Below are 19,020 nucleotides of genomic sequence, written 5' to 3' on the forward strand. Positions count from 1 at the left end.
AGAATGCATGACCAGTGTGACCGATCTACGCGATGTGGTCGATGTCGTCATCGGCGTCGACACCCATGTTGAGACCCATACGGCCGCGGTCGTCGATGCCCGCACCGGAGCGGTCCTCGATGAGATCACGGTGGAGACCACCCCGGCGGGATATGAGGAGCTGAGCGCCTTCGCCGACGAGCACGCCTCGCTCAGAGCATGGGCAGTGGAGGGCACGGGAGGTCACGGTGCTGGCCTGGCCCGTCACCTCGCCCGCGCTCAGGAGATCGTGATCGAGCTCGACCGGCCCGAACGCAGCCGGCGCCGTAACGGCGCCAAGTCCGACCCGCTCGACGCCCAGCGCGCCGCCCGCGAGGCTCTGGCTCGCACTCGGCTCGGTACACCCCGTTCGGGCGGGGACCGCCAGGCCCTGTCGGTCCTCTTGGCTGCCCGCCGGTCGGCTGTCGAAGCAGCCACTGTCGCTCAGCGCCAGCTGTTCAGCCTGGTGATCGCCGCCCCCGAACCCGTCCGGTCCCGGTTTCGTGGCAAGAAGATCCCCGCGATGGTCGCTGCCGCCGCCACGATGCGGCTGCACCCGTCCTGGGACACCGAGACCCGCACGACCGTGACCGTGCTGCGGACACTGGCCCGCCGCGTCAAGGACCTGACCCAGGAGGCCGCCGAGCACGAGAAGACCATCCTCACCATCGTCCGGGCCTGGCGCCCTGACCTGCTGGCCCAACCCGGGGTGGGGCCGATCGTCGCCGCCACCGTGCTGTGTGCCTGGTCCCACCCCGGACGCGTGCGCTCCGAAGCCGCGTTCGCCATGCTCGCCGGTGTCGCACCCATCCCCGCCAACAGTGGTCAGATCACCACGCGATACAGGCTCAATCGCCATGGCGACCGCCAGCTCAACCGAGCCCTGCACACCATCGCCCTGTCCCGACAGCATTACCACCAAGCAACCCGCGACTACACCGCCCGCCGCACCAGCGAGGGCAAGACTCCCCGCGAGATCAAACGCTGCCTCAAGCGATACATCGCCCGAGACCTCTACCGAATCCTCGAAAACCCTCCGTCAACACCTTGACGAACCATAGGAGCATCGCCGGACCGGAGCTGGAGCCCCAACGCGAGCACGGCGATGAGCGCGACCGCAGAGACGGCGACCGGCAGTGAAGAGGCTGTGGCGACGCCGCCGATGGCCGGACTCAGAGCGATGGTCGCCGTGCGCATCACCCAGCCGATCCAGGTCACTCCCGCGTGTGGTCGCAAACCCGGCAGGGCATCGGCACGCGCGAAGGCCAGCGGGACGGTGATCGCGCATCCGAGCCCCGCCAGCGCCAGACCAGCCAGCGTCGACACGGCTCCTGGCGACCATGCGACCAGGGCCAGACCGACCGCCACAGCGCTCAAGCTGGTGATCAGAGCCGTCCGGCCGCCGACGCGGTCGATGTAACGGTCCCCGACCAGACGACCGATGAACTGAGCCGCCAGCAAGACGCTCAGGCCGATGCCTGCCGACGACGCCGGCACATCGCGCTCGGTGGACAGCAGGACGGCCGACCAGTTGTTGCCCACGTCCTCGACCGAGATCCCTGCGAGCGCCACCAGGGCCAGGGGTGCCAGCGACAGCATGGCACGGCGGCTGAGCGGACCGGTCGTCGTCTCCTCAGCGGTCGGCCGACGGCCATCGGGGAGGAAGAGGCGTGCCGCGGTCGCCATAGCGATCACGCAGAGCGCACCCCACGTCACCAGGTGAAGCGTCAGCGGCATACCGGCCGACGCGGCGGCCGTCCCCACCATGCCGCCGATGGCCGCGCCGATGCTCCACCCGGCGTGCATCGATGTCAGCACCGACCGGCCGTAGACCTCCTGCACACGAAGACCTTGGGCATTCTGCGCGACGTCGACCACGGCATCGCCGAAGCCGGCGAGAATCAGTCCCGCCACGAAGATCGCCGCGCTCCCGACCGCCACGCCGGACGCCGTGACCACGAGCGCCAACGCGATCCACGCGGTGCCGATCACGGTCGTCCATCTCATCCCCATCCGACGCAACACCATCCCAGGGAGATGGAACGCACCTGCCGCACCGATCGTGAATCCCACGACGACGACCCCGAAGGTGGCGGGGCTGAGCGCAAGGTGGTCCTTCACCTCGGCGTAGCGAGCGAGCAGCGTCGCCGGGAGAGCTCCGTTGGTGGCGAACGCGACCATCGCCGCGGCCCGGGCGCGGCGAGGAACGTGAGAAGGCACATCGAGCACCCTCTCCTCCATCGGCACCTCGCGCAACGCCAATATCCCGTTGAGTGTGACGTTTGGACGGTGAAACTCAGCGATCTGCCGTCTAAACGTCACACTCAACGGGATATCGAGCCGCGGATATGGTGGCGACTCGCGGGTAACCGGGTCCATCGCGTAAAAAAGGCGGGTGAGTCACTCGACGACGGACAGCGCGATCGGCATGAACCCGTCCCCCAATATCTCCCATTCGATCACCGTGCGCCTCGAAGTGCCGCCCGGCGGAACGGCCGTCGGCCACCTCACCACGACAGTGGAGTCGGCAGGCGGCATCGTCACCGCGCTCGATGTCGCGGCCTCGCGGTCCGATGCCCTGCGGATCGACCTCACCATCGCCGCCGGCGACACCGCGCATGCCGATCGCATCGTCGACGCGCTGCGCGATATCCCGGACGTCGACGTCAAGAAGGTTTCCGACCGCACCTTCCTGATGCACCTGGGGGGTGTCATCGAGACCGCCTCGAAACACCCGCTGCGCAACCGCGACGACCTCTCCATGGTCTACACGCCCGGCGTCGCGCGTATCTGCCAGGCGATCGCGGCCGACCGCGAGGACGCCCGTCGCCTCACCGTGAAGCGCAACAGCGTCGCGGTCGTCAGCGACGGTTCCGCGGTGCTGGGACTCGGCAATATCGGCCCGCACGCGGCGCTGCCGGTCATGGAGGGCAAGGCCGCACTGTTCAAGACCTTCGGCGCCATCGACGCCTGGCCGCTATGCCTCGACACCCAGGACGTCGACGCGATCGTGGAGACCGTGGCCGCCGTCGCTCCCGGATTCGCCGGAATCAACCTGGAGGACATCTCGGCTCCGCGGTGCTTCGAGATCGAGAAACGGTTGCGTGAACGGCTGGACATCCCGGTCTTCCACGATGACCAGCACGGTACCGCGATCGTCGTGCTCGCGGCACTCCGGAACGCGCTGCGGGTCGTGGAGAAGTCCCTCGATGAGGTACGTGTCGTGCTGGTGGGCGCGGGGGCAGCCGGGACCGCGATCCTGCGCCTGCTGCTCGGCGCCGGCCTCAGCGATGTCGTCGTCTGCGATATCGACGGAATCGTCTCGGCCGATCGCGGTGACGCCGATCCCACCTTGAGGTGGATCGGCGAGAACACCAACCCCGAGGGCCTGAGCGGCACGCTCCGCGACGCCCTCCCGGGAGCCGATGTCTTCATCGGGGTCTCGGCACCCGGCCTGATCGATGCGGAGGATGTCGCCGAGATGGCCGAGCGCGCCGTGGTCTTCGCCCTGGCCAATCCCGATCCCGAGATCGACCCGTCGCTGGCTCGTCAGCACGCTACGGTCGTGGCCACCGGTCGTTCGGACTACCCGAATCAGATCAACAACGTCCTCGCGTTCCCGGGAATCTTCCGGGGCCTGCTGGACGCCCACGCGCACGATATCGACGTGCCCGTCCTCATCGCGGCGGCCGAGGCCATCGCCGCCTGCGTCGAGGACGAGGAGCTCAACGCCGACTACATCGTGCCCAGCGTGTTCCATCCCGAGGTGCACCACCGGGTCGCGGAGTCGGTGGAACGGGTCGCCCGCGAGCAGCTGCGAGAGTCGAGCTGAAGGTCACACCGTCGGCGTGACCTTCGACAGGCCCTCGGGCTGATCGGGGTCGACTCCCCGGGCACGCGAGACCGCGAGTGCCAGCTGCTGCCCGCGGATCGTGGCCAGGATGGCCGTCAGCTCAGGGGTCGTCGTGGGGAGACCGATATCGGCTTCCTCCCCCGATCCCACGAGCCGCGCCAACCGGCCATCGGTGCGCAGGGAGCCGATCAGGTCTCGGGTATCGTCATCGGCTGGACCATCCCCCGCGAATCCGATCACGGGAACGCCCGCGTGGGCGAGGTGCACCGGACCGTGCCGGAAGTCCGCAGTCGAGAATCCGTGGGCCGCGATGCCGGCGGTCTCCTGGAGCTTGAGCGCGGACTCGAAGGCGGCGGCGTCGCAGAAACCGCGTCCCACCAGCGCCAGCGCCCCGGACGCGGCAAGCTCCATCCCGAGGGCCTGGACAGCGTCGCCGTCGTCGAGCACCTGTCTCGCCTGTCCGGCGAGCGCATCGAGCTCGACGGCAGCGACCCTCGGTCCACCGAGAGCATTGGCGACCGCAAGCCCGGCGAGCATCTGCGCCGTCACCGTCTTGGTGGCCGGCACGGCCTTCTCTTCTCCCACTCCGAGGACCACGGGCACGTCGCTGGCCGCCGCGAGCGGCGAATCACCGTCATTCGTGACGCCGATGACGAGTGCCCCCGCTTCCCGGCAGGAGACGGCCAGGTCGACGATCTCCGGCGTGCGTCCCGACTGTGACAACGCGAGGACGAGCCACGAGGCGTAGGCCTCAGGTGACTGGCCATAGGCGGTGTACACGCTCGGGGTGAGGAAGCTGACGGGAGCACCGCTGCGGGCCTGGGCGGCATAGGCGGCCACCCGCGCGGCATTGTCGCTCGATCCCCGCGCGAGCACGGCGAGCCCGTGCCGGGAGTCGGCGCCGTGGCGGCGCAGTTCTTGCACGAAGGAGTCGAATCGACCGGCGATCCGGGCGAGCGCATCGGGCTGCTCGTCCATTTCCTGGCTCATCTGGCGACCGAGCACGGTCATCGAGCATTCTCCTCGGATAGTAGAAGTTCGGTCGGGGTACCGACCGCTAGGACATCGGGCAGCCCGAGCCAGCGGCCGACACCGGCCCCGATATCGGCCAAGGAAGCCAGGTCGCGTCCCGTGGACCGACCGGGCTCTGCCGTTCCTCGGGCTGCCAGCACGGGCACCCACTCGCGGGTGTGGAAGGGATGGCCGATCGAGGGATCGTTGCCATGGTCGGCGGTGATCACCAGCAGATCATCGGGCCCTCCGGCCCGGGCGATCTCGCCGATGCGCTCATCGACGTATTCGAGCAGGTCGGCGTACGCGAGCGGGTCCTGCGAGTGACCGGCAAGATCCGTCTGTTGGACATTGGCGACGACGAGACCCGAGCCCGCCACACCCGCGACGGCATCCATGATCCGGTCGGTCTCGACCGCGGGCAGCCGCCGGAGCTCCGGCCCGCCGATGAGCAGATCGGCGGCCTTGCCGACGAGCGTGACGTCCAGTCCGTCGCGGGCGGCGACCTCGTGCAGCTGCCGCCCGTGATCGACCTCCGCACCCAGATGGAGGACCTGGAGTCCATCGTGCTGATAGAGGCCGCTGGCAGGGGTGTCCATGCCGATGGCACCATCCGAGCCCTCCCGGACCGCTTCAGCGAGTGGACGATCGGTGTGCCCCCCGACGGCGATCACACGGGCCACGGGTGCCACGGAGCGCACGATCCTGGCTATCGCGACGATGTCCTCGAAGGGCAGATCCGTCAGACGGCAGGAGACGTTCCAGTTGAGGCCCGGATCGGCTTCGAGGTTGTCGTGCACGAGAGCGGCCCCGTCGACCACGAGGAGCGGCAGCCCGTCCAGCCTCTCGACCATGTGTCCATCAGCCCGCAGCGCCTGCTCGACGGCGACGATCCGCTCGACCAGCAAGCACAAGGTCACATGGGACATGTCGGCGCCCATGAGAGTCTGATGGCCGGCGAAGGAGTCCGCTCCGGGATATCCCAGAGCGGCGCGCCGCGCGACGGCCTCGATTCCAGGTGCGATGGCCGGCACACCCAGGTCACCGGCCAGGTCCGGACGGAGGGCTCCCAGGCCGAGCCGGCTCAGCCACGGGAGATGCAGGCTGCGGCCGCGTTCGCGCCGCGACCATGTGGTGAGCGCGCCGAGGGTGTCAGCATGCGCGTCGGAGCCGCGGAGCACCCCCGCATCGGGCATCGCCCCGATCCCGAACCCGTCGATGACCACGACGGTGGCCGAGCGCCGCGTCATCGCAGCCTCCGCCCCTGCGCATCGAACACGCCGTCCACGCGAGGGGCACCGATCCCGACGCCCGAGACCACGGCGACCTGGGATCGGGTGACGAAGATCTGCGTACGGAAGGCCATGACGGCGGTATCGCCGATCTGCGCCGCCGGTCCGTCCCCGTCCCAGTCGAATCGGCGGTAGTAGTCGATGCTCGCCGCAGAGGCCTTGTGGAGGCTGGCCGCCCGCAACCCCCGGTCGGTCTGCACGATCATCCGCCGGGCGTGACCCCGTGAATAGAACCCACCGCCGAAGACACTCGGCGCGGAGCCGAGCTGGGCGATCTCGGAGACATACACCAGCGCCGGCTGCTCGGCGAGGTCGTCGCGGACAGCATGCTCCGGCGTGGTTCCCGTCAACGCGTGCCCCGGCTCACCGAACCGACCGCCGAGGTCGGCGATCTGGCCGATCGTGCTGACGCTCGTGTGGCTGGGTAGCGACAGGAGAGCCTCGATGCCGTGGCCTCGCAGGATGCCCGCGGCCTCGGCCACCTTCGGATAGGTGTCGGTCGGCTCGGGACGCTGTGCGGACTCGTCGAAGCTGATGCAGGGAAAGCCGGTGACCCCGGCGATCTCGACACCGTCGATGCTCCGTGCCAGCAGCAGCGCGCCCTCGACATCGTCGAGCTCGAACCCACCGTCCTGACCCGGGAATGTGACGTTCCGGGCACCGCGGATCTTGAGGAGCAGACGCTGTATCCGGCCTTGTGCCGAGGCGACTCGCGCGACTGCCCGCAGATTCGCGGTGTCGGTCACGGTCACGTAGTCGGGACCGGCGGCCAGGAGCGCCGGCAGACGACGGACCGGGGTCTGAACGAGGTGGCCGAGATTCGCCAGTCGTACGCCGGCGCCGAGCAGCATCTGCGCCTCTCGGTGGTCAATCGCGGTCGCGGACTCGATGTGCTCGGCAATGGTCGTGCTCACCAGTGGATTGCGGCCGTACTGCTTGGCGACGAACCAGAGGTCGACCCCGTGCTCGCGTCCGGCCGCGGCGAGGGCGGCCGCGTTGCGGGCCACAGCATCTCGGTCGATCACATAGGTGTCCGGCTCGATCGTGCCGTCTCGGTGCAGGGCGATCGCCGCGTCGATCAGAGCGGGATTGCGGCGCTGGGTGGTCGTCAAGAACACTCACGCCCTCCTCTCGGCGATAGCCCGGCGCAGAAGATCGGCGGTGAGCTGTGCCCCGGCGCGCATCGGGTTGATGCGCACAGCCCACTCCCGCAGGTCCGGCTGTGCCTCGAGGGTCGACGACGACAACCGGTAGACGAGCGGGGTGATCTCGTAGCGCGAGTTCGATCCGACGGGGAAGGGTGCGGCCCCCTGACTCGCGGCCCACTGTGGGACCTGCTCGGCGACGGGCTCATCCAATAGGGCGATGACGCACAGGTCCTGGACATTGGCCAGGCGGGCGTCGACGATACCCTCGACCTCACCGTCGGCCAGCGATCGAGCCAGCTCGACCGTCGCCTCCGCCTGAGCCGCCCAGTTGAGCGGCACCATGACCAGTGCCTGGAGTGCGGCGAGCGCTTGATGTCCCTGCACTTGACCGCCACCGGAGTAGTTGGCGTGCCGAACGCGGTCGACGACATCGCCCGCGCCGAGCACGACACCGATGCCTTCGGGTCCATGCAGCTTGAACAGGGAGAAGGCCGAGATATCGGCGCCGAGCTCGATGCCGATCCGGGGTGTTCGGAACACCGCATAGTTGTCGTCGACGATCACCCGCCGCCCGGCCTGTGCCGCTACGGCGATCACATCGGCGGGCTGGTGGGCGTCGGCGAGACGCTGGCGGGTGTGCTGCACGTACACCCACGCGGAGGACTCCTCCTCCATCACGCGGCGCACCGCCGCGAGGTCCTCGAAGTCGACGCGGACACACTCGACGAGACCGTCGCGGAACGTGGTGGCCGTCGTCGAGTAGTCGGGAGCGTCGTGGACGATGAGCCGGCGGCGGCCTTCCGTCCACGGCCCGGCCGATAACGCGGCGCGGATGGCACCGGTGCCGGCGCCCTGTACCAGACACGCGTCATCCGCACCGAAGGCCGCCGCGAGCACTCGCTCGGTACGGCGGGTGGTGTCCGGCTGTCCCAGCCCGGGCACGACCCCGGCGTCGCTGCGGAAGACCGCGCCCTCAGAGAGATGCTCGGCGACACCGGCCACGAACCGCTGCTGGGCATCGAGGGCTTGCGCCGCGGTGATGGTCGGCAGCGGTGTGGTGGTAGGCAGGGCGGGACGTTTCATGGCTCCTCGTTTCCGGTGAGCCATCGCAGTGCGTTGGCTCGGTAGATCAGGTCGAGCACGTCCGTACCCACTCCCCTGTCGATGAGCATCCGGCGGAAGGGACCGAGGACATAGCCGTAGCCCTGGCCGCCTCGGTAGCGCAGATAGCTGTCGCGGGAGATGTCGTTGCTGAGCAGGATGTGCCGTTCGAATCCGGCCTCCAGGAGGTCGAGCAGTAGCTCGACCCGCCGCTCGTCGCTCTGGTAGCCGGTCTTGCCGACAGTGTCGAAGGCGACATAGGCACCCGCTCGCGCCAGTTCGCGGTGCTGGCGGCCGTCCTCGCAGAGGTCTTGGTGGCCCAGCGAGATCCGATGCGGTGGGAGTCCCTCGCCGGTCAGCAGCTCGAGCTGCTCGCGAGCACCCCGGCCCAGATGCGCGTGCGTTCCGAGGGACAATCCGCTCTCGACCGCGGCTCGCGCCGAGGCACGCAGACCGATGCGCTCGGCATCGCTCGCCTGCTCGCCGTGGCTGCCGATTTCGCCGAGCACTCCGGGGACGATGCCGTCCTGCAGGCCGTCCCGGATATCAGCGAGCAGCACCTCCGTCGCGTCCTCGACCGAGGTCCCGGGTTCGCCGTGCGGATGGAAGCGCTCGTAGTACCAACCGGTCGCGACCACCACCTCGACGCCGGATTCCTCGCTGATGCGCCGGACCGCTCCAGGGTCACCGCGCATGCCCCGACAGGTCAGGTCGATGACCAGTCCGAGATCGTGTTCGCGCCGCGCATCCGCGAGCTCGGCGGTCACCGCGTCCGTGTCGTGCAGCATCGCCTCCGCATCGCCGTCCGTGCGGAGGTCGAGGCGCAGATGCTCGTGGGCCAGTACCTTCCCGCCGATGTCATCGGTGCGGAGATGCCGTCCGGTCGCGGTGCGGATCGGCATCAGGCCGCCACCGGCGCCACGAGTCCGACCAGATAGAGCAGATTCAACGCGATACCGCTCACGATGACCGCGGCCGGACCGGCGGCCATCCGGACGACGGGGCGCCCCATCGACTCGTTGAGCAGGTAGAGGCCGCCCACCAGGGCGATGCCGAGTCCGCCACCCATGGCCAGACCGGCCATCAGGGAGCCGACGAGGATCGCGAGGGAGAGGGACTCCGTGATCGCATTGCGGATATGGTCGGCGGCATCGCGCACGCTCGGCCAGTGCTGCAGCCAGCGTCCGAGTGCGCTGAGGAGGAAGACCTCCACGGTCATGATCACCGCGCCGAGCACGAAGGCCACCGCGAGCGCCAGGGGCCAGGAATCGATGAACAGGTGCGTCAGGTATCCGACGGGATATACGAAGGTGAATCCCGCCATCGCGTAGGCGCCCGAGGCGAGGGCCGTCGTCGCGATGAGCGGCACGAAGCCGAAGGCACGCAGGAAGTCGACCTGTGCCGCCTCGGCGTAGGACCCCTCCGCCACGAGGAAGCTGGTGGCCTCGCCACCGCCGAAGACCCCGCTCGCCGCGAGCATGCACACCAGGCCGCCGAGGATCGCGAACCACACGATGTTCTTGCGCAGACGGATCGCATTGGGACCGAAGAGCTGGTTGGAGACCTCAGCGGTCGCGGCGCGCTGTGTCTCGTAGGCCTCCCGCTCCTCCGCGCTCTTGCCCGCGAGCTCGGCCATCTCTCGGCGCCGAGTGGTGCGGTCCTGGGTCACCGCGAACACGAGCAGCATGATGACGCCGGCCGCCATCGCGATCGATCCGGCGAACAGGTCGGGCCACAGGTTCATCGAGAGCAGGATGGCGGCGATCTCGACGACGAGCGTGAGAACACCCTTGAGACGACCGAACTGCCGCGTGATGGCCAGGACCGGGAAGATGGTGAAGAGCCACAGGATGGGGGTCGAGATCTGCTGCAACGACGTGATGAAGTCGATCGGCAGGGCCGTGGCGGCCGAGTTCGCGGCGTTCAGCCCGAAGACGCAGACAGCGCCCCAGGCGCCGCCGGCGACGGCCGCGAGCCAGCGCCACGGTGCCAGGAGGCCAAGGATCTCGACGGGCAGGAAGACCAGCCACGGGTTGAGCACGCCGGTCGAGAGGGCCATGGGTGCTCCCAGCCCGAAGATGAATCCGGCCGAGAGGCCGAAGACGATCGTCGCGGTGGCCAGGCGCGTGGAGGTACCGCGGATGTAGTCGAGGAGGAACGGGCGGGCGCCGTCGTTGAAGACCGCCAGCGCGGCGTTGGCGATGAGGGCCGCGAAGGCCGACAGCACGATGACGAGGATGCCCTGCCAGGGCTCAAAGGAGACGGTGGACGTCTCGGCGGCGAGCAGCGACATGGCTCAAGCCCCCTGACGGGCCTCGAGGGCCCTCCACAGCATCGGCACGATCTCCTGCACCTGGTCGATCGAGAAGCCGAAGGCGACATTGCCCGCCTCGACGGCGGCGTTGACCTGCTCCTGCGATGGGAGCGAGCGCCCGAAGGTGTGGGTCCGCTGCGAGCCGAGGAAGCCGACCAGGACACCCAGGCTCGCGCCGGCGCCGGTGTGGCAGGTACCGAGGTAGAAGTCGACCGCACCGGACTGCAGCTGGATGGCCGCATCCATGTCGGTGCCGATCGTGACGGTGTCGCCGTCGCCCAGCAGTGGTCGCAGTGCGTCCGCGACCTCCGACTTGGCGACTCCTCCGGCGATGATCTTCATGACTGCTCCTTGGTAGAGGTCAGGGCGAGGGTGCCCAGGTGGAGACTGAGGTACTGCTGCTCGATCGGCGACAGCGCGACGCCGAGAGATCGTTCGGCCCGCCCGGACACCGCGGCGGCATCGGCGATGGCGGAGGGGAAGTGCGTGACGACTTCGCGGTAGACGATCTCACCGGGCGGGTCGATATCCGGATCGCGACGGATCATCCGGCCGAGCGCGGCGATGAGATGCGAGGCGAGGGCCCCTGCCGACTGCTCGGTGACCTCGAACCGCGGTTCGAGTCTTTCCAGCTCCTCGCGGACGAAGTCGACGACGCCATCGGGGGTGTCGTCCATGGCTTCATAGAGCGCGAGCCGCTGGCGCAGCGTGTCGTCCATCGAATTCCTTCTCAGTAGGTCGGGATACGCCGGCCTGCCACGACCTCCTCGGCGGACCGCATGATGAGGTCGGCGCCGAGGGCTCGGGTGACGGGCGTGGGGGTCGGGCCGGCGTCGCGGCGGGCCGCTATCACCGCCGAGGTGGTCGCGACGGTGTCCACACCGTCGAGCGGGTGTGCGGTGACGGGGACGGTGATGTGGGCGTCGATCTCGTCGAGATTCCATACGGTCGCGTCGACCAGGCCATCGGCGAAGTAGCGACCGAGCTGGTTGTAGGAGACCTCGATGAGCCGGTCATCGGGCAGCTGGGGGAAGCGGGCCATGGTGAGTGCCGTCTGGTCGGTGGAGGACGGGTCGACGGCGACGCGCAGGTCGGGATCCTCGGGATCGCGACCTTCCGCGAGCACGAGGCCGTGGGCGCCGACATAGGTATGGGGTCCGAAGTCGCGGATGATCTCCAACTCGGGGTCGCCCTCGGCAGCGAGCCTCGACATGACGGCGAAGTCGGCGCGCTCGCGATGCAGCGCCGCGGCGCGGTCGGCGGCTCCTCGGACGAACATCAGCGTGAGAGGAACCCCGACCTCGACGAAGGCGGCGTGCAGGCCCGTGGCCAGACCCTCATAGCGGCGCGAGTACGGCAAGGGCATCGCGACGGACACGCTGGACCCGCCGGCCAGCTCCCAGAGGAGTCGATGATCGATGCTCGTGACGAAGGTGCCGAGCTTCCCACGCGGCCGGATCTCGACGGCGCCCGCTTCCTCCAGCAATGCCAGGGCGGCCTGCACCGTGCCCTTGCCGACCTGATGGCGCTCGCTGAGGTCCTGCACCGTCGGCATCCGGTCCCCTGCTGAAGCAGCCGACAGCTCGAGCGCGAGGCGGTGCGCGACGGCACCGGCCTTCGACATGAGCACGTGCATCCGGGTCATAGTGGCAATCTATCCAATATTCTGGATATTGACTAGAGCCTTTCTCGACCTTTCTGTCGCCCAGCGCATCCGCGTCGCGGTTGATTGAATGGTTCGAGACCTACTGGCGATCCGCACGATCCACGAGAGGTGGCGCATGGAGTCGAGACTCGCTTTGACCGTCGATGGGGAGGAGCACACGATCGAGGTGGACACCCGGACCACGCTCCTCGACGCGCTACGCGACCGCATCGGGGCGACGGCGCCCAAGAAGGGCTGCGATCACGGCCAGTGCGGTTCGTGCACGGTCATCGAAGACGGCCGACGGGTGACCACATGCCTCTCCCTCGCGGTCGCCCACGACGGTGCGAGCATCGTCACGGCGAGCGGCCTGAGCGATGGCGACCTAGGGTTGCATCCGATGCAGCAGGCGTTCATCGAGCAGGACGCCTTCCAGTGCGGGTATTGCACGCCGGGGCAGATCTGCTCCGCGATCGGCATGCTGGCCGAGATCGCCGATGGCTCCCCCAGTTTCGTGACCGAGGACCTCGCGGACCCGCCGACGCTGACCGATGCCGAGATCCGCGAGCGCCTGAGCGGCAATCTGTGCCGCTGCGGCGCCTATGTCAATATCCTGGCCGCCGTCCGTCAGGCGACCCAGCACTCGGACAAGGGCGCCGCATGAGGCCCTTCGACTACGAACGCGCCACCGACGCGGCCGATGCAGTGGCGAGGGCGGCGTCGCGGCCCGAGGCCGTCTTCCTGGCCGGCGGAACCAATCTCGTCGACCATCTCAAGCTCGGTCTCGTGGAGCCCGAGCTCCTGGTCGACATCTCCCACCTGCCCCTCGCCGCGATCGAGCAGGAGCCTGACGGCACACTCGATATCGGTGCGAATGTCCGCAACGCCGACCTCGCCGCCCATCCGGCGGTACGCCGCAGCCATCCCCTGCTCTCCCGCGCACTGTTGTCCGGAGCCTCGGGACAGCTGCGCAATCTCGCCACCACCGGGGGCAACCTGCTCCAACGCACCCGATGTGTCTACTTCCAGGACGTCACCACGCCCTGCAACAAGCGCAGCCCCGGCAGCGGGTGCTCCGCGCTCGGCGGCCATACCGAGCAGCACGCCATCTTCGGCGCCTCGCAACAGTGCATCGCCGTTCACCCCTCGGATATGGCGGTGGCGCTCGCAGCGCTCGATGCGCAGGTCTCACTGCTCGGGCCCGAGGGTGTGACGAGCATGCCCGTGACAGAGCTCCACCGCCTTCCCGGGGACTCCCCCGAGCGCGATACGGTCCTCGATCGCGGTCAGCTCATCACCGGTGTCCGTATCCCACCGCCGCCGGCAGGTGCCCGGCACACATACCGCAAGGTTCGGGAGCGGTCGTCCTTCGCCTTCGCTCTCATCTCGCTGGCTGCGGAGATGGTCGTCGAGGACGGCGTCATCGCCAGCGCGCGGCTGGCACTCGGCGGGGTCGCGCACAAGCCCTGGCGCGCACGCCGTGCCGAAGAGGTGTTGCACGGCGCGCCCGCCATCACAGAGACCTTTACGGCGGCGGCCAAGGCGGAGCTCGAACAGGCCCGCCCATTGGAGGGCAATGCCTTCAAGGTGCCGATGGCACGGGCCATGATCGTGGCGGCCCTCAAGGAACTGGCCGTGGAGACCACATGACGAACGCCATCGGCACGTCGACCGCGCGGGTCGACGGCATCGCGAAGGTCACCGGGACCGCGCAGTACGCCTACGAGCATCCGTTCACCGATCCCGTCTACCTCCATCCGGTGCAGGCCACCGTCGCCCGCGGAGCGGTGGACACCTTCCGCTCCGATAAGGCCGAATCGGTGGACGGCGTGCTGGCCGTCCTGTCGCCGTGGAACGCTCCCCGCCTCGCGGATGTCTCCGACCCAGAGCTGAGCCTTCTCCAGGGTCCCGAGGTGAGATTCCGGGGGCAGATCATCGGTGCCGTGATCGCGACGACCCCCGAGATCGCACGGCATGCTCAGTCGCTCGTCGAGGTCGAGTACACGACGGACGACCACGACACCGTCCTCCGCGCCGACCACCCCGATCGGTATCCCGAGGACGATCCACAGACCATCGGGGACGATGTCGACGAGAAGCTCTCGTCCGCACAGCTCGTGATCGACCAGCGGTACTCCACACCCGAGGAGCACAACACCCCGATGGAGCCGCACACGGCGGTCGCCCTCTGGGACCCCGCCGAGCAACACCTGACACTCACCACCGCGACCCAGGGACCGCACAGCGTCGTCGACACCCTCGCACCGCTGCTGGGCTTGGAACCGCAACAGCTGCGAGTGGTCTCACCACACGTCGGCGGCGGTTTCGGGTCCAAGGCAGCGCCCCACGGGCACGATCTCGTCGCCGCTCTGGGCGCCCTGGCTCTGCCCGGTCGGGCCGTGAAGTATGCGGTCACCCGGCAGCAGGGCTTCGTCTTCGTCGGCTACCGCTCCCCCACGCGGCAGCATCTACGCCTCGGAGCTCGCTGCGACGGCACCCTGACCGCGATAGACCACGAGTCCTTCTCCCAGGTGTCACCGGCCGGGACCTTCTCGGAGAGTGCGTCGTCGATCTCGGCGAGCATGTATGCCGCGGACGCCCGTCGACTCGTCCATCACCTCGTACCGCTCGACGTCCCGCCCCCGCATTGGATGCGCGCACCGGGTGAGGCCCCGGGCATGTTCGCTCTGGAGGTGGCGATGGACGAGCTGGCGGTGGCCGCGGGCATCGATCCCGTCGAGCTACGCATCCGCAACGACCCGGATCGCGACCCGGCGACTGGCAACCGGTGGACCTCTCGGCGGCTCGTCGAGTGCCTGCACGAGGGGGCCCGGCAGTTCGGATGGAGGGACAGGGATCCTCATCCGGGTATCCGACGTGACGGGGAGTGGCTGATCGGCACCGGTATGGCCAGCGCGACGTACCCGCACGTGATGTCGCCGGGAACCAAGGTGACGATCCGACACGACGGCGGCGGCAGGTACACCGTGCGCACCGGCGCGGCCGATATCGGTACGGGGGCGTGGACCACGCTGACGCTCATCTCGGCCGATGCGCTGCGGGTGTCACGGGAACGCGTGACGATGGAGATCGGGGACTCGTCGTTGCCGACCGCGACCGTTGCGGGCGGTTCCTCCGGCACGACCTCCTGGGGTTCGGCCATCGTCGCGACCGCCGAGGCCTTCCGCCGGCAGCACGGGGACGACCCTGAGGCCGGAGCGCAGACGACCGGGGGCGTCTCGGAGGATCCGTTGGCCGAGGGGTACACCGCTGCATCCTTCGGGGCTCACTTCGTGGAGGTGCGCGTACATCCGGGCACCGGAGAGGTGCGCGTGCCGCGGATGCGCGGGGTGTTCTCCATAGGCCGCGTCATCAATCCCCGGACCGTGCGCTCTCAGCTCCTCGGCGGAATGGTGATGGGCCTGTCGATGGCCCTGCATGAGAAGAGCGTCCGCGACCCGCGGTTCGGCCACGTGGTCACCCAAGATCTCGCCACCTATCACGTTCCCGTAAACGCCGATATCGAGGACATGGACGCGAGCTGGCTGGACGAGACCGACGAGCTTGCGACGCCGATGGGCTCGCGCGGAGCCGGGGAGATCGGGATCGTCGGGTCGGCAGCGGCCATCGCCAATGCCGTCTACCACGCGACGGGGACTCGCGTACGCGACCTGCCGATCACACCACCGGCCCTCGTGCGCGACTAGGCCGTGTCTGGTAGTCCAAGGCCGTTGCGAGCGCCGCATCCACGGGATGCCTCGCAATCCCCCGAGCACTCCGCAGAGCGGAGGGGGGTACCTCCCGCGAGCGCTAGCGAGTGGGGGAAAGGGAGGTGCCCCCACGCCGGAGCGAAGCCATACCGGCCGGGGGTCCCCCACGTAGCGAGGGGCCCGTGGCGTGGCGCGCAGCAGGTCAGGGATCGCCAGACACGGCCTAGTGATCTGAGGGCCAGAGCCCGGCCCTCCACGCGTCCCGGGAAGCCACGCTCAGCCGCCGTGCCGGGTCGCCCGGATCGGCCAGCGTCACGATCCACCCGTGATCCATGACGGGTTCCATACCCAGCAGACCGGAGTAGAACTCGACGGATGCCGGCACATCGGGGACGATGCGTCGCACGGTCATGGGTTCACGACAGAACGGGGAGAGATGGCTGGGGTACTAGGACTCGAACCTAGAACAACTGATTGAGTCCGGCCTCCCGTGCCACTACGTGCTCCGCCCGATTCCTCGCGTCATTCCAAGGATTTCGGACACCCCCAGCATACAACAACTACGGGTAGAAACGTGACAACCCGTGGACCCCGGACGCAAAACGGGACCGAAAAAGGGACCGAACCCGGCCCCGCTAAATGCACCACAGCGAGACCCGAGACAGGACCGCTCCACTGCCCAGGGCATGCCCGTTCACCTTCGCGGTATCGACGAAGGGATGCGGTGATGAACGAGTTGAGCGCGCTAGCCACAGACGAGCGGTCCGGACGCATGGTCTTAGCAAGCATCGTCGACCCAGGTGACGTCTTGACCGGTCGGGTGCTCGCCCGCGCCGGCGCGGTGGAGACGGTCCGTGCGCTGACGGCAGAAGGCGTGGCCCCTGGGCTGGGCAAGGTCGAGACTTGGCTGTGGCGATCACGTCTACCCCGGCAGGTCGACGCTCGACAGGTCGCGGAGACGATGACACGCGCCGAGCGAGAAGGATTCAGCACCTTGATCCCTGGCGATCGTGACTTCCCTGTCGCTCTGGATGACCTCGGTGTCGAGAGGCCGTATGTGCTGTGGACCAAAGGCCACGTATCGCTGGTGTCAGGCTCGTTGGACGACAGGTTCACGATCACGGGCTCCCGCGATGGAACCGCTTACGGGGTGGAGGTAGCGGTCGGTATCGCGGCAGATCTGGCCCGTAATGAAAAGGTCGTCGTGTCCGGCGGTGGGTTCGGCATCGACTCCGCAGCACATCGTTCGGCGCTGATGGAGGCAGGGCACACGGTCGCGGTGATCGCCTCGGTCGTCGACCGGCCGCACGCGGCGTTGCTGGACCGCATCGCCGATGTGGGACTGGTCGTCAGCGAGACGCCGCCCGGTTCACCACCGACCCGGACGGGAGTCCTCGCCCGCGCTCGGATCGAGGCAGCACTGTCGGCGTCGACAACGATCGTGGAGGCAGGACCACTGTCAAGGGCGCTAGACGTGGCCGCACGAGCCAGCGAGCTGGGCAGGGGTGTCGGTGCTGTGCCGGGATCGGTGCTCGGGCACATGAGCGCCGGCACCAACGCGCTGCTACGCGACGGCACGGCTCGGGCGGTGACGAACGCGAACGACATCACCGAACTCCGCGGCACGATTCCAACCACCCGCAAACGACCGTCACGTGCCGTCGGACTTGGTACTCCCGAGCGCCGTAGTCCCGAAGGCCATCACCTAATCGAACACCGCGACCTATGAGGCAATTCGACAACCGTCGCCACAAAGGTGTCCGCTGAGACCTGCTTGACAACGTTGCCGGAACGACATCGGTTCGCCCGCCGCAGCGCCAATCCCATCGGCGGCATGGCTCCAAGCAGACCGCGCTGCTTCATCGCGGTCAGCCCCAAGACCCGATATCGATCTCGGTGTTCTCTTGAATGGTCAGGGGTGCTTGACGGAGTCGGGTTCGTCGTCGCTGATGTGCCCGGTCTCGACTTGGAAGGTCGAGTGGCTTACCGACACCTCGAAGTGCTCGGCGACGCACTGCTTCACGGCATGAAGAACCTCGGCGGCGTGCCCATCGGTGAAGCACTCGTCCTCGACGACCACGTGCGCGGTGATGGTAGGCAGGCCGGTCGCCACGGTGGAGGCGTGTAGGTCGTGGACGTCCTTGACGTGATCGAGTTCCAGGATGTGAGCACGGACCTCGTCCAGGTCGAGACCCTTAGGCGTGAACTCCATCAGCACGCTGGTGGTCTCGCGCATCAGCTTGAACGCACGCGGCACGATAAGCGCGGCGATGAACAAGCCGGCGATGGCGTCTGCTCGCTGGAACCCGGTTGTGGCGATCATGATCGCGGCGACGATGACACCGAGGGAACCTAGTGCGTCGTTGAGGACTTCCAGGAACGCGGCGCGCATATTGAAGTTCGCGCCTCTGCTGGAGGACAGGATGACGATCGCGGTGATATTGGCGGTGAGACCGATGATCCCGAAGATGAGCAGCTCGGTGGAGGGAACGTCCGGAGGCTCGAACAAGCGCCGGATGCCTTCGATCGCGGTGTAGAACCCGACGACGAGCAGCAAGGTCGCCTGTCCGAGGGCGGCGATGACTTCGACACGCCGGAAGCCCCAGGTACGCCTGGGGCTAGTTGGCTTCAGCATCAGGGTCGCGGCGATCAGGGCCACCAGTAGACCTGAAGCGTCGGTGATGGCGTGCGCGGTGTCGGTCAGCAGAGCGAGGCTTCCGGTGATCACCGAGCCGACGGCTTGGGCGACAACGATCGTCGCCGTGATGCCAAAAGCGATCCACAGCTTCTTGCGGTAGTCGCCGGGGAGCCCGGCGGTCTCATCGACCGCCGGACCGTGGTCGTGTCCTGCACCCATCAGGGAAACTCCGATCTCTCCGAATGTCTTCGCTACGCAGCGACGAACATCGACCGTTTATCGCTATCATC

At 68.2% G+C, this 19,020-nt stretch carries 18 protein-coding genes; 6 read left to right on the forward strand and 12 right to left on the reverse strand.

All coding sequences use genetic code 11. The annotated features are described in order from the left end of the window. A partial coding sequence (locus BHE97_RS11705) for an IS110 family transposase (RefSeq protein WP_236757659.1) occupies positions 1–1,069 on the forward strand: 1,069 nt, incomplete at its 5' end. Here BHE97_RS11705 and BHE97_RS11710 read toward each other — a convergent pair. Next, positions 1,033–2,259, reverse strand: a complete 1,227-nt coding sequence (locus BHE97_RS11710; RefSeq protein ID WP_236757660.1) for an MFS transporter — start codon at positions 2,257–2,259, stop codon at positions 1,033–1,035. The two genes, BHE97_RS11705 and BHE97_RS11710, sit on opposite strands and share 37 nt — an antisense overlap. A gap of 187 nt (positions 2,260–2,446) precedes the next feature. Here BHE97_RS11710 and BHE97_RS11715 point away from each other — a divergent pair, with 187 nt between their 5' ends. After that, positions 2,447–3,850, forward strand: a complete 1,404-nt coding sequence (locus tag BHE97_RS11715; RefSeq protein WP_087624225.1) for an NAD-dependent malic enzyme — start codon at positions 2,447–2,449, stop codon at positions 3,848–3,850. A 3-nt stretch (positions 3,851–3,853) separates the two neighbouring features. Here the strand turns inward: BHE97_RS11715 and BHE97_RS11720 are convergent, their stop codons facing one another. Genes BHE97_RS11720 through yhfZ form a run of 9 tightly spaced genes read right to left on the reverse strand, consistent with a single transcriptional unit; the run spans position 3,854 to position 12,382 of the window. Beyond that, the gene (locus tag BHE97_RS11720; RefSeq protein ID WP_087624226.1) at positions 3,854–4,882 is read right to left on the reverse strand and encodes an SIS domain-containing protein; all 1,029 of its coding nucleotides are present in this window, start codon (positions 4,880–4,882) and stop codon (positions 3,854–3,856) included. Next, positions 4,879–6,132, reverse strand: coding sequence for a phosphopentomutase (locus BHE97_RS11725; protein ID WP_087624227.1), 1,254 nt, complete (start codon positions 6,130–6,132; stop codon positions 4,879–4,881). Before BHE97_RS11725 ends, BHE97_RS11720 begins: the two co-directional genes overlap by 4 nt. Beyond that, the gene (locus tag BHE97_RS11730) at positions 6,129–7,292 is read right to left on the reverse strand and encodes an alanine racemase (protein ID WP_087624228.1); all 1,164 of its coding nucleotides are present in this window, start codon (positions 7,290–7,292) and stop codon (positions 6,129–6,131) included. The genes BHE97_RS11725 and BHE97_RS11730 overlap by 4 nt, the downstream gene beginning before the upstream one ends. Beyond that, positions 7,293–8,405 carry an aminotransferase class V-fold PLP-dependent enzyme gene (locus BHE97_RS11735; RefSeq protein WP_140400121.1) on the reverse strand — a complete coding sequence of 371 codons (1,113 nt, stop codon included), beginning with the start codon at positions 8,403–8,405 and terminating at the stop codon, positions 7,293–7,295. Further along, positions 8,402–9,325 (reverse strand): hypothetical protein, encoded by a 924-nt coding sequence (locus BHE97_RS11740; RefSeq protein ID WP_087624230.1) that lies wholly within the window; start codon positions 9,323–9,325, stop codon positions 8,402–8,404. The genes BHE97_RS11735 and BHE97_RS11740 overlap by 4 nt, the downstream gene beginning before the upstream one ends. Then, positions 9,325–10,716, reverse strand: coding sequence for a YhfT family protein (locus BHE97_RS11745; RefSeq protein WP_087624231.1), 1,392 nt, complete (start codon positions 10,714–10,716; stop codon positions 9,325–9,327). The genes BHE97_RS11740 and BHE97_RS11745 overlap by 1 nt, the downstream gene beginning before the upstream one ends. Positions 10,717–10,719: 3 nt before the next feature. Continuing rightward, entirely contained in the window at positions 10,720–11,079 is a 360-nt protein-coding gene (locus BHE97_RS11750; protein WP_087624232.1) for a DUF2620 family protein, read from the reverse strand. Beyond that, on the reverse strand, positions 11,076–11,456 hold the full coding sequence (locus BHE97_RS11755) for a hypothetical protein (RefSeq protein WP_087624233.1): 381 nt from the start codon (positions 11,454–11,456) through the stop codon (positions 11,076–11,078). The genes BHE97_RS11750 and BHE97_RS11755 overlap by 4 nt, the downstream gene beginning before the upstream one ends. Positions 11,457–11,467: 11 nt before the next feature. Continuing rightward, positions 11,468–12,382 (reverse strand): GntR family transcriptional regulator YhfZ, encoded by a 915-nt coding sequence (gene yhfZ / locus BHE97_RS11760; protein WP_087624234.1) that lies wholly within the window; start codon positions 12,380–12,382, stop codon positions 11,468–11,470. A 136-nt stretch (positions 12,383–12,518) separates the two neighbouring features. On the opposite strand from yhfZ, the gene BHE97_RS11765 reads away from it, so the two are divergent. From BHE97_RS11765 to BHE97_RS11775, 3 genes are read left to right on the forward strand one after another with little or no spacing between them, the layout of a single operon-like run. Further along, on the forward strand, positions 12,519–13,046 hold the full coding sequence (locus BHE97_RS11765) for a 2Fe-2S iron-sulfur cluster-binding protein (RefSeq protein ID WP_087624241.1): 528 nt from the start codon (positions 12,519–12,521) through the stop codon (positions 13,044–13,046). Further along, positions 13,043–14,032, forward strand: coding sequence for a xanthine dehydrogenase family protein subunit M (locus tag BHE97_RS11770; RefSeq protein ID WP_087624235.1), 990 nt, complete (start codon positions 13,043–13,045; stop codon positions 14,030–14,032). Before BHE97_RS11765 ends, BHE97_RS11770 begins: the two co-directional genes overlap by 4 nt. Next, a complete protein-coding gene (locus BHE97_RS11775; protein ID WP_087624236.1) occupies positions 14,029–16,089 on the forward strand; it encodes a xanthine dehydrogenase family protein molybdopterin-binding subunit in 2,061 nt (686 codons plus the stop codon). Before BHE97_RS11770 ends, BHE97_RS11775 begins: the two co-directional genes overlap by 4 nt. 226 nt (positions 16,090–16,315) lie before the next feature. On the opposite strand, the gene BHE97_RS11780 is transcribed toward BHE97_RS11775, so the two are convergent. After that, positions 16,316–16,504, reverse strand: coding sequence for a hypothetical protein (locus BHE97_RS11780; protein WP_087624237.1), 189 nt, complete (start codon positions 16,502–16,504; stop codon positions 16,316–16,318). A gap of 315 nt (positions 16,505–16,819) precedes the next feature. On the opposite strand from BHE97_RS11780, the gene BHE97_RS11785 reads away from it, so the two are divergent. Continuing rightward, a complete protein-coding gene (locus tag BHE97_RS11785; RefSeq protein ID WP_087624238.1) occupies positions 16,820–17,821 on the forward strand; it encodes a DNA-processing protein DprA in 1,002 nt (333 codons plus the stop codon). Positions 17,822–18,004: 183 nt separating this feature from the next. On the opposite strand, the gene BHE97_RS11790 is transcribed toward BHE97_RS11785, so the two are convergent. After that, on the reverse strand, positions 18,005–18,949 hold the full coding sequence (locus tag BHE97_RS11790) for a cation diffusion facilitator family transporter (RefSeq protein ID WP_087624239.1): 945 nt from the start codon (positions 18,947–18,949) through the stop codon (positions 18,005–18,007). Positions 18,950–19,020: the final 71 nt, after the last annotated feature.

This window comes from Aeromicrobium sp. PE09-221, assembly GCF_002174305.1.
Taxonomy (GTDB): Bacteria; Actinomycetota; Actinomycetes; order Propionibacteriales; family Nocardioidaceae; genus Aeromicrobium.